Source organism: Micromonospora sp. NPDC000316 (assembly GCF_042898885.1).
In the GTDB taxonomy this organism is placed as follows: domain Bacteria; phylum Actinomycetota; class Actinomycetes; order Mycobacteriales; family Micromonosporaceae; genus Micromonospora.
This window is the reverse complement of record NZ_JBIAZG010000007.1, coordinates 1-14,920: the sequence shown is the minus strand read 5'-3', so window position 1 is coordinate 14,920 and position 14,920 is coordinate 1. Positions and strand designations below refer to the sequence as shown.

General features: G+C 71.6%; 14 protein-coding genes. 10 read left to right on the top strand and 4 right to left on the bottom strand.

The window, feature by feature from the left end; translation table 11 throughout:
- Nucleotides 1–83 precede the first annotated feature (83 nt).
- The 3 genes from ACFY2Q_RS16545 to ACFY2Q_RS16535 all read left to right on the top strand — a co-directional run bounded on the left by ACFY2Q_RS16545 (nt 84) and on the right by ACFY2Q_RS16535 (nt 3,573).
- Nucleotides 84–1,577 carry an HtaA domain-containing protein gene (locus ACFY2Q_RS16545; RefSeq protein ID WP_387130982.1) on the top strand — a complete coding sequence of 498 codons (1,494 nt, stop codon included), beginning with the start codon at nt 84–86 and terminating at the stop codon, nt 1,575–1,577.
- Nucleotides 1,578–1,663: 86 nt separating this feature from the next.
- Nucleotides 1,664–2,746, top strand: coding sequence for a WxL protein peptidoglycan domain-containing protein (locus tag ACFY2Q_RS16540; protein ID WP_387130980.1), 1,083 nt, complete (start codon nt 1,664–1,666; stop codon nt 2,744–2,746).
- The gene (locus tag ACFY2Q_RS16535) at nt 2,743–3,573 is read left to right on the top strand and encodes a hypothetical protein (protein ID WP_387130977.1); all 831 of its coding nucleotides are present in this window, start codon (nt 2,743–2,745) and stop codon (nt 3,571–3,573) included. The genes ACFY2Q_RS16540 and ACFY2Q_RS16535 overlap by 4 nt, the downstream gene beginning before the upstream one ends.
- Here the strand turns inward: ACFY2Q_RS16535 and ACFY2Q_RS16530 are convergent.
- Complete coding sequence (locus ACFY2Q_RS16530) at nt 3,560–4,543, bottom strand: NAD(P)-dependent alcohol dehydrogenase (protein ID WP_387130976.1); 984 nt, start codon at nt 4,541–4,543, stop codon at nt 3,560–3,562. The genes ACFY2Q_RS16535 and ACFY2Q_RS16530 overlap by 14 nt on opposite strands.
- A 114-nt stretch (nt 4,544–4,657) precedes the next feature.
- Between ACFY2Q_RS16530 and ACFY2Q_RS16525 the strand changes: the two genes are divergently transcribed.
- A complete protein-coding gene (locus tag ACFY2Q_RS16525) occupies nt 4,658–5,374 on the top strand; it encodes a TetR/AcrR family transcriptional regulator (RefSeq protein WP_387130974.1) in 717 nt (238 codons plus the stop codon).
- A 64-nt stretch (nt 5,375–5,438) separates the two neighbouring features.
- Here ACFY2Q_RS16525 and ACFY2Q_RS16520 read toward each other — a convergent pair whose 3' ends face one another.
- A complete protein-coding gene (locus ACFY2Q_RS16520; RefSeq protein WP_387130971.1) occupies nt 5,439–6,125 on the bottom strand; it encodes an NADPH-dependent F420 reductase in 687 nt (228 codons plus the stop codon).
- Between the two features lie 31 nt (nt 6,126–6,156).
- Complete coding sequence (locus tag ACFY2Q_RS16515) at nt 6,157–7,188, bottom strand: LLM class flavin-dependent oxidoreductase (protein WP_387130969.1); 1,032 nt, start codon at nt 7,186–7,188, stop codon at nt 6,157–6,159.
- 68 nt (nt 7,189–7,256) lie between these two features.
- Here ACFY2Q_RS16515 and ACFY2Q_RS16510 point away from each other — a divergent pair, with 68 nt between their 5' ends.
- Together ACFY2Q_RS16510 and ACFY2Q_RS16505 are read left to right on the top strand one after the other, a co-directional pair.
- Complete coding sequence (locus ACFY2Q_RS16510; RefSeq protein ID WP_387130966.1) at nt 7,257–7,766, top strand: MarR family winged helix-turn-helix transcriptional regulator; 510 nt, start codon at nt 7,257–7,259, stop codon at nt 7,764–7,766.
- A gap of 112 nt (nt 7,767–7,878) precedes the next feature.
- Complete coding sequence (locus ACFY2Q_RS16505) at nt 7,879–8,559, top strand: VOC family protein (protein WP_387130964.1); 681 nt, start codon at nt 7,879–7,881, stop codon at nt 8,557–8,559.
- A gap of 7 nt (nt 8,560–8,566) precedes the next feature.
- Here the strand turns inward: ACFY2Q_RS16505 and ACFY2Q_RS16500 are convergent, their stop codons facing one another.
- A complete protein-coding gene (locus tag ACFY2Q_RS16500) occupies nt 8,567–10,144 on the bottom strand; it encodes a DUF6194 family protein (RefSeq protein ID WP_387130961.1) in 1,578 nt (525 codons plus the stop codon).
- Nucleotides 10,145–10,198: 54 nt separating this feature from the next.
- Between ACFY2Q_RS16500 and ACFY2Q_RS16495 the strand changes: the two genes are divergently transcribed.
- From ACFY2Q_RS16495 to katG, 4 genes are all read left to right on the top strand, one after another.
- Nucleotides 10,199–10,930 carry a TioE family transcriptional regulator gene (locus tag ACFY2Q_RS16495; protein ID WP_387130960.1) on the top strand — a complete coding sequence of 244 codons (732 nt, stop codon included), beginning with the start codon at nt 10,199–10,201 and terminating at the stop codon, nt 10,928–10,930.
- A gap of 117 nt (nt 10,931–11,047) precedes the next feature.
- Nucleotides 11,048–11,773, top strand: a complete 726-nt coding sequence (locus ACFY2Q_RS16490) for a YoaK family protein (RefSeq protein ID WP_387130957.1) — start codon at nt 11,048–11,050, stop codon at nt 11,771–11,773.
- 254 nt (nt 11,774–12,027) lie between these two features.
- Entirely contained in the window at nt 12,028–12,456 is a 429-nt protein-coding gene (locus ACFY2Q_RS16485) for a Fur family transcriptional regulator (protein WP_387130955.1), read from the top strand.
- A 23-nt stretch (nt 12,457–12,479) separates the two neighbouring features.
- Nucleotides 12,480–14,756 carry a catalase/peroxidase HPI gene (gene katG, locus ACFY2Q_RS16480; protein ID WP_387130953.1) on the top strand — a complete coding sequence of 759 codons (2,277 nt, stop codon included), beginning with the start codon at nt 12,480–12,482 and terminating at the stop codon, nt 14,754–14,756.
- The last annotated feature ends 164 nt before the right edge of the window (nt 14,757–14,920 follow it).

Here is a 14,920-nt window from a genome sequence, read left to right as displayed (position 1 = left end):
TTAGCCAAACGAGTGAGGGTGTACTTAGTTAGGGTTGCCTAACCTTTGCGGGTCCGCAGTGCGTTCCGTGAAGGGAAACAAACATGGTCCGATCCAGAGCCGGTGCCACCTGGCGCCGGTCGATGCGATGGGCGGCAGTCGTCGCCCTCGGCGCGTCGGCCGCCCTCGTCGGCGCCGGCCCCGCCTCGGCGGCCGAGGCCGAGATCACCGGAGGCAGCCTGAACTGGGGTTTCAAGTCCTCGTTCCGCAACTACGTGAAGACCGGCAACGGGAATCCGCCGCTCGCGGCGAGCGACGGCGCCACCATCAAGACCGACGGGACCTTCACGTTCCCGTCGACGGGTGGCACCCACGACCCCGCCACCGGGGCGATCACCGCCGAGTACGGCGGGAAGGTCGTCTTCTCCTACCCGGCGCACTTTTTCACCATCACCCTGGCCAACCCGACGGTCTCCGTCTCCGGCGGCTCCGCCGAGCTGAAGGCCGACGTGGAACTGGTCACCAACGAGGTCGAGCCGGTCTCGGTCCACCAGGCCACCATCGCCACCATCGCCGGCAACCCCGCCAGCAGTGGCGGTACGGTGACCGGCACCAACCTGGCGGCCACGCTGACCGCCGCGGGTGCCAGCGCATTCAACGGCTTCTACGCCGCCGGTGAGGCGCTCGACCCGCTGTCGTTCACCTTCACCACGGGCGATGCCGAGCCAGCCGGTCCGGCGGTCACCGTCACCCCGCCCGGCGGGCTCGACCCGAACGGGTCGACCATCACCGTGCGGGGCAGCGGCTTTGATCCGGAGGCCAACGGCGCGGCCGGCTTCTACGTCTCCTTCGGACCGAAGGTCGCCGAGCACTGGGCCAACGCGGGAATCCTGCAGACCACCAAGTGGGTGAACAAGACCAACGAGCCGACCGACGCCCGGGACCGGCTCAACGCCGACGGCACTTTCAACACCACCCTGTCGGTCAGCGCTGCCTACACCGCCCGTACCGGTGAGGAGGTCGACTGCACCGCCGTGCAGTGCTACGTGATCACCTTCGCCGCCCGCGGCTCGGCCGATCGCAGCCAGGACACCTTCACCCCGGTCACCTTCGCCGGCGGTGGTTCGGGCGGCGCGAACGCCAGTCAGCGGATCACCGCCACCGTCACCGGCGGCCCGCTGACCCTCGGTGTGGCCGGTGACACGGTCGCCCTGCCCGCGGTGAGCAACGGCCAGGTCGCCAGCGGGGCGCTGCACGCCGCCACGGTGGCGGACCTGCGCGGCACCAACGCCGGCTGGAGCCTGGTCGGTCAGGTCTCCGACTTCACCTCGGCCGGCGGCAGCATCGCCGCCGACAACCTGGGCTGGGTGCCGAGCGCCAGCGTGGTCGCCGACCCCCTGGGCGGTACGCCCGGTGTGGTCACCCCGGGTGCGACCGCCGCACCCGGTGCCGGCCTGGGTGGGGCGCGTGCGCTCTGCACCTCGCCCACCGGCACGAGCAACGGCACCTTCAACTGCGGTGCCCAGCTCAACCTGGGGATCCCGGCGTCGGCCACGGCCGGCGACTACGCCGCGACCCTCACTCTGACCCTCTCCTAGGTCAGCGTCGGTAGCCGGTGGGGCGGGAACTTCCCGTCCCGCCCCACCGGCCCGACCGCACCTGGTAACACCCCGGAGCCGCACCCATGCCTCGCACCACCGCCCTGTCCCGGACCTGCGCCGCGCTCGTCGCCGTGCTGGCCGTGACGGCCCCGGCCTCGCTGGCCGTCGCCGCACCGAGCCCCACCCCTGCTCCGGCCGCCGGCAACTCGGTCGCGCGGTGGGCGGTACAGCCGTCCAGCCCCGACGGGCCCACCGGACGCAACTACTTCATCTACGACCTGACACCCGGCAGCACGCTCACCGACCATCTCGGCGTCACCAACCTGAGCGATCGGCCGCTCACCTTCGACGTGTACGGCACCGATGCCCACACCACTACCGACGGCGCGTTCGCCCTGCTCCCCGCCGACCAGGCCGCCGTGGACGTGGGCTCCTGGATGCGCCTGGAGCAGCGTCGCTGGACGGTGCCGCCCGGCAAGCGGGCCGACATCCCGTTCCGGCTGACCGTGCCGAAGAACGCCTCCCCAGGCGACCACGCCGGTGGGATGATCGCCTCCCTGTGGCAGGCCGGCACCACCGCCGACGGTCAGCGGGTCCGGATGGACCAGCGGCTCGCGGCCCGGGTCTACCTCCGGGTGACCGGGGAGGTGCGACCCGCCGTCGCCGTCGAGTCGGTCACGGTGGCGTACGACAATCCGGTCAACCCGCTCGGCGGCGGCGACCTGACGGTCAGCTACCTGCTGCGCAACACGGGCAATGTTCGGGTCGGCGGAACCGGCTCGGTCATCGTCGACGGGCCCTTCGGCTGGGAACTCGCCCGGACCGCCCCCGTGGACCTACCGGAGTTGCTACCCGGCGCCACCTTCGCGGTGACCGAACGGATCACCGGGGTTCCGCCGGCAGTGCGCTTGTCCGCCACTGTGGACCTCGCCCCGACCACCACCGACACCGCGCTGCCTCCGGTGCTCCGCACGGCGGGCGTCTGGGCCCCCCCGTGGCTGCTCATCGCTCTGCTCGCCGCGGTGGCCGGCTGGTTCGGCGTACGGCGGTGGCGTCGCCGCTCCGCCACCCGCCCGGCGTCCACGACCACCCCATCGGCGTCCGCGAGCAGGTCACCGACCGGTGCCGAGCCGCGCGGTGCCGAGCCGCTCAGCGGCACGTCGTGAAGCGGCTTGCCCTGCTCGTCGTCTCCGTCGTTGCCGTCCTGCTGGCATCCACCGGGTCGGCCCTCGGCACCGACCGGGCACCTGACGTTCAGCCCCGCGTGGCGCTGCCCGAAGGGACCCACCGGGTGGGAGACCGGGTGCTGGTGGCGCTCGACGGTTGGCCGGCCGGCGTGGTCCAGATCGCGGTCTGCGGCAACGAGGGCCGTCGGGGCGCGCTCGATTGCGCGACGGAGCGGGCCACCGACGGCCAGGTGCGGGCCACCGGCAGTGCCCGGGTGCCGGTGCTGCTCGCCGCGCCGCCGGTCGCCTGCCCCTGCCTTCTGCGCGTACGGACCCCGACCGGCGCGACCACCGCCACGGTGGCTCTGCCGCTGGCGGGCGTATCCACGCCGGCTGCCGTGACGACCGGGCCGGCGGTGCTGACCCTGGCCGGCCTGCACGCGGTGGACGAGTCAGGGGTGGGCGGCTGGTTCGGCCTGCCTGGCGAGATGAGCGTGCGGCTCACCCTGCACAACCCGGGCTCCGTCGACGTGATCGAGCCACCGGTCACGGTGCTCGCCGGCCGCCCCGGGCGGGTGCACACGATGGTGGCCGCCCCGCCCGTCGGTACCGTCCCCGCCGGGCAGAGCCGCGACTACGTGATCCGGGTGCCGCTGAGCGTGACGACCTTCGGCCGGTACGAGGTGCACGGCCTGATCGAGCCCGGGGCCGGGCCGCTGCCCTTCGTGGTGGCCACCGCGCGGCACCCGTGGGGTCTGCTCGCGGTACCGGCGGCGCTGCTCGCTCTGCTGCTCGCCGGCGCCGGCCGGCGTGTCAGACGGAGATGACCACTTTCGCCCGGGCGTGTTCACCTTCGAGGTACCGGATGGCGTCGGGCACCTCGTGGAGCGGATAGCTCCGGTCGACGACCGGCGTGAGACGGCCGGCCTCGGCGTGGGCGCGCAGCGATTCGAGGTGCTGCCGGCTGGGTGCCGCGGTGAGGGTGACGATGCGCTGCCGGACGAAGGGCGCCAGCAGCCGCCCACGGGCGAGCAGCCAGACCGGTCCGACGAGGCTGCTGCCGCGATAGACCCCGCCGCCGGAGAGCACAAGCGTCCCGGTCGGGGTGAGCGCCCGCCGGAGCGCGGTGAGTGAGCGGTTGCCGACCAGGTCGAACACGACGTCGTGTCGGCGTGCGTCGCGGGTGAAGTCGTCGCGGGTGTAGTCGACGATGTGGTCGGCGCCGAGAGCGCGGACCAGGTCGACGTTGCGGGTGCTGCACACCCCTGTCACTGTCGCGCCGAGCGCCTTGGCCAGTTGCACGGCGAGGGTGCCGACACCGCCGGAGGCGCCGTTGACGAGGACACGGTGCCCTGGCTGGACCTGCCCGACATCGCACAGTCCCATGAGCGCGGTGACGCCGGCCAGCGGCAGCGCGGCGGCCTGCTGCGGTGTCAGGTTTGCCGGGCTCGGTGCGATCAGGCTCGCGGGCACGCACACGTATTCGGCGAAGGCGCCGTTGGCGTCGCCGAGATCGCCGAAGACGGCGTCGCCCGGGTGGACCTGCCGAACGTCGGCGCCGACCGCCTCGACGCGGCCGGCGAAGTCGCGGCCACGGATGCGCGCTCGGGGCCGTGACCCGCCCATGGCCAACCGCGCCATCCGTGGCTCGCCCCGCATGGCGTGCCAGTCGTACGCGTTGAGCGCGGCGGCCTCGACCCGCACGAGCACCTCGTCGGCGGCGGGCACCGGTGTGTCGACGTCCGCGAGTTGGAGCGTCTCCGGGGGGCCGTATCGGTCCTGCACGATCGCCTTCATCTTCGCCTCCCTGCCGGTGTACGGCGTACACCTCGTGGGAAACACTGTAGGTGTACGCCGTACACCAGTCAATGCGGTTATGGTTTCAACCGCCGCCGGGAGACGAGGATCGAGATGGCTGAGCAGGTGGAGACGCTGCGCCGGACGCCGTTGAGCAGGGATCGGGTCCTGCGCGCCGCCGTCGCGCTCGCCGACGAGGCCGGGATCGAGTCCCTGAGCATGCGCAACCTCGCCAAGGATCTGGGCGTCGTGCCGATGGCCCTCTACAAGCACGTGGCAAACAAGGACGAGTTGCTCGACAGCATGATCGACGTGGTCGTCGCCGAGATCGACCCGCCGATGCCCGACGCCGATTGGAAGCAGGCCGTCCGGGGGCGCATTCTCTCCGCGCGGCAGGCGCTGCTGCGCCACCCCTGGGCGCCGCTCGCCATCGACACACGGAACATGGCGACACCGGCGATCCTGGCCTACCTCGACTCGATGGTCGGGGCGTTCCGATCCGGCGGATTCTCCGTCGACCTCACCCACCACGTCATGCACGCCATGGGCAGCCGCATCCTGGGCTTCAGTCAGGAGTTGTTCGACGACTCCCGGCGGGCCGGCCGGTCCGGCGCGACCGAGCCCGCCCCGTCGGCCGCCCTGCCGCCGGAGGTCGCGCTCCGGTTCCCGCACCTCGCGGAGATCGCCACGGCGGCGTCGCACGACGACGAGTCGGTCGTCGGGCAGGGCTGCGACGACCAGTTCGAGTTCGAGTTCGCGCTGGACCTGCTGCTGGACGGCATCGAACGCCTGCAACGGCAGGGCTGGACCTCCGCGCACCCGCCCCGCTGAGCGCCCCGCCGGGCCGGCGCTCGCCCCTGTTGCCGCGCGGTGAGTGCGAGCGTGACCGTCGCCGTCAGCGGGCCCGCGCCGCGGCGACGACCCGTCCACGCTCCGACTCGGGGAAGCGGTCGAGCATGGCACGCACCTCGTCGGCGCTCACGTTGGCGCCGAACAACTCGCTACCCGGTTCGAGACGTACGCCCTCGGCGAGGTCACCGGCGACGACCGGGTCGAAGCCCAACGCGTCCACGACTGAGGCCACGGCGGCGCGGTCGGCGCGGTCGTCGCCCGCGATGGCGATGGCCTTGCGGTCAGCCGCTCCCGCCGGCCGCGCCCCATCCTCCAGATCGTGGTAGCCCATGTGGTTGAACGCCTTGACGACCCGCGCGCCGGGCAGGAACGCCTGGACGGTCTCACTGGACGAGGTGCCCGGGTCGGTGAGGTCGTCGCGGATGCCGTCGACCTCCCACCAGTAGTTCATGGCGTCGATCACGAGCTTGCCGCGCAGCGCCTCGGCGGGAACCGTGCGGTACTTGCCCAGCGGCAGGGCGAGGATGACCACGTCGGCGGCGGCCACCGCGTCGACAGCCGTGGTGGCGACCGCCCCGGGTGTCAGCACCTCGACGGTGAGGGCGATCTTCGCCGGGTCGCCGGAGCCGGCGACGAGCACCCGGTAGCCGGCGGCGAGGGCGAGCCGGTCGAGCACGGTGCCCACCTTGCCGGCACCGAGCACGGCGAGGGTCTGGCCGTTGTCGAACATGTCATCCCTCCGATGTCGGCGCGGGGGTCGGTCAGCTTGCCAGCAGCTCGCGGACCATGGGGATCACCGTCGAACCGTAGAGTTCGACGGCCCGCATCCGGGCACTCACCGGCTGCGCTCCCGCCGTGTAGATGAGGTCGAACCGACCGACGCCGAGGCCGCGGATCGCGTCGGCCATCCGGCGGGCCACGGTCTGCGGCGAGCCGATGTAGAGGGATCCGTGCTCCACCTCGGCGTCGAACTCGGCACGGCGAATCGGTGCCCAGCCGCGCAGCGCGCCGATCCGGTCCCGCATGATCCGGTAGTGCGGCCAGTAGATCTCCTTCGCCTCGTCGTCGGTGTCGGCGATGAAGCCGGGCGAGTGCATCCCGACCGGGTGCGCTGTCGTGCCGAGCTGGTCGGCCGCCCTGCGGTAGAGGTCGATGTACGGCGCGAAGCGCTCGGGCGAGCCGCCGATGATCGCGAGCATCAGCGGGAGCCCGTACTGGGCGGTGCGCACGACCGACTGCGGTGAGCCGCCCACGCCGACCCAGGTGCTGAGGTGGCCCGATTCGGTCTTCGGGAAGACGTCGGCGTTGTCCAGCGGGGCACGCAGGGTGCCGCTCCAGGTGACAGGCTTCTCGTCGAGGAGCTTCACGAACAGGTCGATCTTCTCCTCGAACAGCGTGTCGTAGTCCCGCAGGTCGTAGCCGAAGAGGGGGAAGGACTCGGTGAAGGAGCCCCGGCCGAGGATGACCTCGGCCCGGCCGTTCGACAGCGCGTCCACAGTGGCGAAGCGCTGGAACACCCGGACCGGGTCGTCCGAGCTCAGCACTGTCACCCCGGAGGCCAGCCGGATTCGCGAGGTGCGGGTGGCGATGCCCGCCAGCACCGTCTCCGGGGTCGACACCGAGTATTCCGGCCGGTGGTGCTCGCCTAGGGCTATGACGTCGACGCCGAGCCCGTCGGCGAGCACCGCCTCGTCGACGACCTGCCGGATCGCGGCCGCGTGCGAGAGGGGCATGCCGGAGTCGTCCTGCGGTACGTCGCCGAAGGTGTCGAGGCCGAACTCGAGGTCAGACATGGTGTGCTCCTTTGCGGTCGAACCAGCCGTGAAGGCGTCTCGCCGGTTGACGTGTCAATGATGCTAACGTGGTGATTGACACGTCAATTCCGGGGGAGCAGATGACGGAGGCCACACCCGAGCGGCGGCGACGCCAACTGCCGACGGCTGAGGAACTACGGATCTGGCGAGACTTCGTCGAGACGACGGGGGCGCTCAACTCCCAGCTCACATCACGCCTCCAGGTCGAGTCCTCGCTGTCACCGGGGGACTACGCCGTCCTGCTCGCGCTCAGCGAGGCACCGGACCAGCAGATGCGCTCCTCCGAACTCGCGTCGCACATCGGGTGGGAGCGCAGCCGGCTCTCCCACCACCTCGGCCGGATGGAGCGGCGCGGGCTCATCCGCCGCCAGGAGTCCCCGACCGTCCCCCGCGGTGCGGAGGTGCTCCTCACCCCGAGCGGAGCGGAGGCCTTCCGGCGGGCGACCGTGCCGCACCTGCGCGCGATCCGCGACCTCTTCGTCGACGCCCTCACGCCGGACCAACTCCGGGCGGCGGGCGAGATAGCGGCGGCGCTTCGCGCACATCTCGATCAGTGAGGTCGCGGCCTCACGCAACGATAGGCAGGAACACCCGCCCCAGAGGGCGGGCTCAGGGAAATTCCCCGGTCCGACGAGATCGCCGACAGTGCTCGGCCGCCGCGTCGCGTGCATGCGACACCGCCCACCGGGTACGCCGCTGCTCGACCCAGGGGAGGCCGCGATGTGCCCGAAGACCGCCCAGGCAGACGCGAGTGTGACGGCGAGCGTCCAGAACCTCGACACGAAGCTTGAGGTGATCGTCGTACCGGTGTCGGACGTTGACCGCGCGAAGGCGTTCTACGTGCGCCTTGGGTGGCGGCTCGACCAGACACCGCCCGGCATTGTCCAGTTCACCCCGCACGGCAGCGGCTGCTCGGTGCAGTTCGGCCCGGGCCTCACGTCGGCGGCGCCCGGCTCGTCCACGGCGTACCTCATCGTCTCTGACATCGAGGCGGCCCGCGACGCCCTGGTCGCCGCGGGCGTCGCGGTGGGCGACGTCTTCCATGTCGGGCCGGACGGCCCGGTCGACGGGCTGGATCCCGAGCGGCGCAGCTACTTCTCGCGCGCCACGTTGCGCGACCCGGACGGCAACACCTGGCTGATGCAGGAGATCACGACCAGGCTGCCTGGCCGCGTCGAGGATGGCCTGACGTCGTTCGGGTCGGCGAGCGACCTGGCGGGCGCGTTGCGACGCGCGGCGGCGGCACACGGCGAGCACGAGAAGCGCACCGGCGAGACGGACGACAACTGGCCCGACTGGTACGCGGCGTACCTGGTGAGCGAGCAGTCGGGGGCCACACCGCCCCAGTGAGCCGCCGTTACCGCGGCCTGCGCGCCGCCCGCTCGTGCCGGTCGACAGCTCGGGCGTGCGCGACAGTGAGCAGTCGGTCGATCTCGGGCAGCATCTGCGGGCCGGGCATCACGATGCTGGCGAAGCCGTACAGCGCGTAGCCGGGGTGCGGCACCACCGTGTCCAGTCGAGCGAAGTCGAACCTGTCGCGGTGGGCCTCGAAGTCCTTTGGCGCGAAGCCGAACAGCCTCTCGAACTCGGCCCGGCCCAGGTCCAGGTTGAGCCGGAAGACGCCGGGCCGGTCGAGCTGGGAGCTGTCGTCGAAGCCGGGTACGTCGTGCTCGACGATTGTGGCGAACGGCTGGCGGCGGTCCGGGCCGACGTAGAAGAAGCGGTCGCCCCAGGCGCCGTCCGGCGAGCCGTTCTCGGCGCTCGCCACGAGCTGTTCGACGCCGGGCAACGCGGAAATCCGTTCGGCGATCGTCGCCGGGCCGATGCCTGTCGGAATGTGCAGCACCCCGTCCGCGTGCGCGATCGTGGCCTCGTCGAGCGGGAAGTACCTGTAGTCGTGCGACCTCTTCTCGGCGGGCTCCACGTCGGCAGCGCGGACGTACCGGGGGAGGGGTGCGTCGCGCTGGAGTTTGCCCTCGTACGTCGAGGCTCCGGGCGCGTCGATGCCGAGCGCGGGGCTCGCGCCGAGGCTGCCGACGATCACCGCGTACCGGTCACCGAGCAGCGCGCCGACGATAGTGCCGGCACCGAACCACGGCGTGTCGACTCCGGCCACTGTCATCGTGCTCGGATTGCGCTGGAGGTGCCGGTTGTGAGCGAAGACAAGCGTCGGCCCACGGTGCGCCTCGGCCGCGCGGATCGCGAGCAGGTTCTCGGCCATCAGCGCGTCCCGGACCTGGGCCAGACGGGCGAAGCGTTCCTCCTGCGGGAGCGGCGCGGCGGCCTCGGCGTGGTAGCGCAGCAGGGCGACAGCGCTGGTCGCCGCCACGTTCGCCGCCGGCCAGCCCTCGGGGCGCTCGGGTGCCCGCAGGAGCAGCTCGGTCAGCAGGTCGTCGGTGATCACCCGCAGGCGTTCGGCGTCGGGGGAGCGCCCGACCGACCGGCCCGGCTCCCAGATCGCGGCCGGGTCGCTCCACCGGGCATCGTCGCCGATCAGAGCGTCGATCTCGGCGAACCGGTCCGAGTCGAGATAGTCACAGACCTGGGCGAGGTGGCGTCGCGGGCTCGGTGCGTGATCCATCTCCAGTGGGGCGTCGAAGCCGTGGAACGTCAGGCGCTCGGAGGCCGGCCGACCACTGTTCCACTCGCGCATCCACAGCAGCAGGTCGCGGTTGGCCGGTGCGGCCCCGAACCCGTGGCTGAAACCCTCGGTGAGCGCGCGGTCGAGCGTCACGCCGATGTCGCCCTGGACGAACGCGTCGGCGATCAGCCCGGCCGCCCGGTCACTCTCCACGGCTATCGAGCGGTAGCCGCGTTCGGCCAGCGACGCGAAGGCCTGGTTGCGGATCTGGAGGAAGGCGGATTCGCCATGTGTCGGCTCGCCGAGCGCGAGCAGGTCCGGGGGTACGGCGAGCAGGTCGAGAAAGAACGTCATTCCATCGACCGTATCGTTGAACCACCGTTTGAGACTTGCGAGCGATTGAGCGCGATGACACCCACAAAACCCTCAAACCCTGGGGTACGTCGACCGGTCGACCTCGCCCGTGCCCACGGCCTCTCCGCGCAGGCCGTGCGCAATTACGAGCGAGACGGCGTCCTGCCGCCGGCGCAGCGCAGCCCGAGCGGCTACCGCCGGTTCACCGAGGCGCACGCCTTGGCGCTGGACGCCTACCTCGCGCTCGTCGCCGGCCACGGTTACGCGGCCGGTGGCGAGATCATGCGTGCGGTCAACCGGGGTGAGATCGACACGGCGTTGCGGGTCGTCGACCGCGGCCACGCACTGCTGCAACGTGACCGGGAGACCCTCGACGCGGTGGAGGCGGCGGTCCCGCTCCTCGTCGGCGTCGAGCGTGAGCCGCAGAGCCGCCGAGCCGTGCCGATAAGCGCGCTGGCGCACCGGCTCGGCGTACGGCCGGCGACCCTGCGCAAGTGGGAGCGTGCCGGTCTGCTCCAGCCCGTGCGCGACTCGACAACCCGGCACCGCCTCTACTCGCCGGACGACGTCCGTGACGCCGAACTCGCCCACCTGCTGCGCCGGGGCGGGTACCGGCTCGACCACATCGCCGGTGTCCTGGGTCAGGTGCGCGACGCCGGCGGCGCCGAACCGCTCGCCGCGTCCCTGCGTCAGTGGCGGCACCGGCTCACCGAACGCGGCCGGGCGATGCTCACCGGAGCGGCCCGGCTCGCCGAGTATCTCGACAGCGGTGCCGCCACCCGGTGACCGGGTGGGTGTCCGAACCGGGCGAATACCACCTCTTCGCTCTATATGCTGCATCGAGTATCGGGAGGTCGATAATCACGAGCCGGACGCCGCAAGCCCCGCAACAGTGGAGATCCGATGGCCAGCACTGGATCCGGGCAGCCAGCGCGTCCTCCGAGTCAGCCCGACCCGCAGGACGCCTACCGCGTGTTCCGCTATCCGATCCTGGCCCTGGCGGTGACCACCGCTACCGCCGGCTTCGTCGACGCCTTCGCGTTCCTGCGTTACGGCGTCTTCGTCGCCAACCAGTCCGGCAACGCGATCTTCCTCGGCATCGGTCCGGCCGGGCGGCACCCGGCCTGGCCGGCCGCGTTGACCTCACTGGTGGCGTTCGGCGCCGGCGCGGGGGTGGTGGCGCGACTGCGAGCGATGGGCCCTCCCCGTACGTCGGCGACCCGCGGTCTCGCCGCCACCGTGATCGCCATGGCGGTCTGGTCGGCGGTCAACGTCCTCCTCGAGTACGGCCGCACCAGCCCGCAGTCCCGGGCGGTGCTGGCTGCCTTCGGCGGCTTGGCCATGGGCTCCCTGGCGACGCTGTTCGTGCGTACCGCCGGGGTCGCCACCACCATCACGTACCAGTCGGGCACCGTCGCGAAGACCGGCGAGCGGATCGTCAGCTGGATCGCTGGTTCGGGCAACAAGCGGTCGCAGGCCCGGAAAGGCTCACTGCTCGGGCTGCTGACCCTCGCCACGTACGCGGTCGGGGGTGCGCTCGGCACGCTGGCGCAGCAGTGGCCCCTCTGGGTGCCGGTCTGGGCGACGCTCGTTTTGGCGGCCATGGCGCCCGCGCTCCGTCGTTCCTGAGCCGGAGGCCCGGTCGGGGGACGTTCCGCCGTTTCCGGCCGGGCGGGGCCGCCCCTGCCATAGCCTCGGTGGCCGGTGATCTCATCCATCGGGCGTCGATTCCAGGCGCTGCCCCGCGAGCGGCGGGGCAGCCCGCAAGCGGTCCAGCAGCCACCGGGCCGCGTTGGCCCGCTCCGCCCGGTGGGCGGGACGTGAGCGAGCCGAGGCCGGCGATAAACTTGATTTATTCCAAAAGAGCGAGCTATGGTCTGCCGGTGACGTCCGACATCGAGGCCCAGCTGCGGGGGGCCTCGCTGCGCGTGACCCGGCCCCGGCTGGCGGTGCTCGCGGCGCTGCGGGATCATCCGCACGTCGACACCGACACGGTGATCGCGCTGGTCCGGGCGGACCACCCCACGATCTCCCACCAGGCGGTGTACGACGTGCTGCGCGCGCTCACCGACGCCGGTCTGGTGCGGCGCATCCAGCCGGCCCGGGCGACCGCCCGCTACGAGTCGCGGGTGGGGGACAACCACCACCACGTCGTGTGCCGCTCGTGCGGCGCGATAGCCGACGTCGAATGCGCTGTCGGCCACGCTCCCTGTCTCACCGCCTCCGATGACCACGGCTTCGTGGTCGACGAGGCGGAGGTCGTCTACTGGGGCACCTGCCCCGGCTGCGCGACCGCACGCACCTCCCAGTGATTCGCCAGTTCGGAAGGAAGTACATGAGCGACACCCAGGACAACCGCCCTGTCAGCCCCCAGGGCGTGGACGAGAAGGCGGCCGCCGGCTGCCCCGTTGCGCACGACTCCGTGACCGCCCACGGCAGCGAGAGCGAGAACCCGGCGATCGACTCGCCGACCCCGAAGACCGGTGGTCGTCCGCGGTCCAACCGGGACTGGTGGCCCAACCAGCTCGACCTCTCGGTGCTGCACGCCCACTCGTCAAAGGGCAACCCGCTGGGAGAGGACTTCAGCTACGCCAAGGAGTTCGCCAAGCTCGACGTCGAGGCCCTCAAGCGGGACATCACCGAGGTCCTCACCACGTCGCAGGACTGGTGGCCGGCCGACTTCGGCCACTACGGCGGCCTGATGATCCGGATGAGCTGGCACGCCGCGGGCACCTACCGCATCGAGGACGGCCGCGGTGGCGCCGGCGACGGCGGCCAGCGGTTCGCCCCGCTCAACAGCTGGCCGGACAACGCCAACCTGGACAAGGCCCGCCGGCTGCTCTGGCCGGTCAAGCAGAAGTACGGCCAGAAGATCTCCTGGGCCGACCTGCTGGTGCTCGCCGGCAACGTGTCCCTGGAGTCGATGGGCTTCAAGACCTTCGGCTTCGGCTTCGGCCGTGAGGACGTCTGGGAGCCGGAGGAGATCTTCTGGGGTCCCGAGGACGCCTGGCTCGGCGACGAGCGCTACGCCTCCGAGAAGGAGATGGTGGCCGGCGTCGGCGCGACCGAGATGGGTCTGATCTACGTCAACCCGGAGGGCCCGCGCGGCAACGCCGACCCCCTCGCCGCGGCGCACTTCATCCGCGAGACGTTCCGCCGGATGGCGATGAACGACGAGGAGACCGTCGCCCTCATCGCCGGTGGCCACACCTTCGGCAAGACCCACGGCGCCGCTGTCGCCGACAACCACGTCGGCCCCGAGCCCGAGGGCGCCCCCCTGGAGGCGCAGGGCCTGGGCTGGCTGAGCACCCACGGCAGCGGCAAGGGCGGGGACACGATCACCAGCGGCCTCGAGGTGACCTGGACCGACCGGCCGACCGAGTGGAGCAACCGCTTCTTCGAGATCCTCTTCGGCTACGAGTGGGAGCTCACCACGAGCCCGGGTGGTGCGAAGCAGTGGGTCGCCAAGGACGCCGAGGCGATCATCCCGGACGCCCACGACCCGTCGAAGAAGCACAAGCCGACGATGCTCACGACCGACCTGTCGCTGCGCGTCGACCCGGCCTACGAGAAGATCTCGCGGCGCTTCCTGGAGAACCCGGACGAGTTCGCGCTGGCGTTCGCCAAGGCGTGGTACAAGCTGCTGCACCGCGACATGGGTCCGGTGGACCGCTTCCTCGGGCCGTGGGTCCCGGAGGCCCAGCTGTGGCAGGACCCGGTGCCGGCCGTCGACCACGAGGTCGTGGGTGACGCCGACATCGCGGCGCTCAAGGCGAAGGTGCTGGAGTCCGGCCTCACGACCGCCCAGCTGATCTCGACCGCGTGGGCCTCGGCCGCCACCTTCCGCTACACCGACAAGCGCGGTGGCGCCAACGGTGCCCGGATCCGCCTGGAGCCGCAGCGCAACTGGGAGGTCAACCAGCCGGAGCAGCTCGCGACGGTCCTGGAGACCCTGGAAGGCATCCAGCGGGACTTCAACTCCGCCGGTGGCGCGAAGATCTCGCTCGCGGACCTGATCGTGCTCGCCGGCTCGGCCGCTGTCGAGAAGGCGGCGCGTGACGCCGGCGTCGAGGTGACAGTGCCGTTCCGGGCGGGCCGCACCGACGCCAGCCAGGAGCAGACCGACGTCGAGTCCTTCCGCGTCCTCGAACCGCGCGCGGACGGGTTCCGTAACTACCTGCGCCCCGGCGAGAAGACCCAGCCGGAGGTGCTGCTCATCGACCGCGCGTACATGCTCAACCTGACCGCGCCCGAGATGACAGTCCTCATCGGTGGTCTGCGCGCTCTCGGCAACAACGTGGGCGGTGCGCAGCACGGTGTCCTCACCGACCGGCCCGGTGTTCTCACCAACGACTTCTTCGCCAACCTGCTCTCTCCGGGCACCCGGTGGAAGGCGTCGGAGTCCGAGGAGCACGTGTACGAGATTCGGGACCTGGCGACCGACCAGGTGAAGTGGACCGCGACCGCGGTCGACCTCATCTTCGGCTCCAACTCCCAGCTGCGCGCCCTCGCCGAGGTCTACGCCAGCCAGGACGCGCGGGACAAGTTCGTTACCGACTTCGTCGCGGCCTGGACGAAGGTCATGGAACTCGACCGGTTCGACGTGGCCTGACCCCTGCACCAACTAACGAGCCCCGGGCGATCCTCAGGGATCGACCGGGGCTCGTTCGTCGTGTTGGGGGGCCGCCACCACGGGGGCGGGGGGGGCCGGGGGGTTTTGGGTGGGGTGGGGGGCCAGCAACAACCCCGGGGGGGGGCGCCCCCACGACGGCGAGA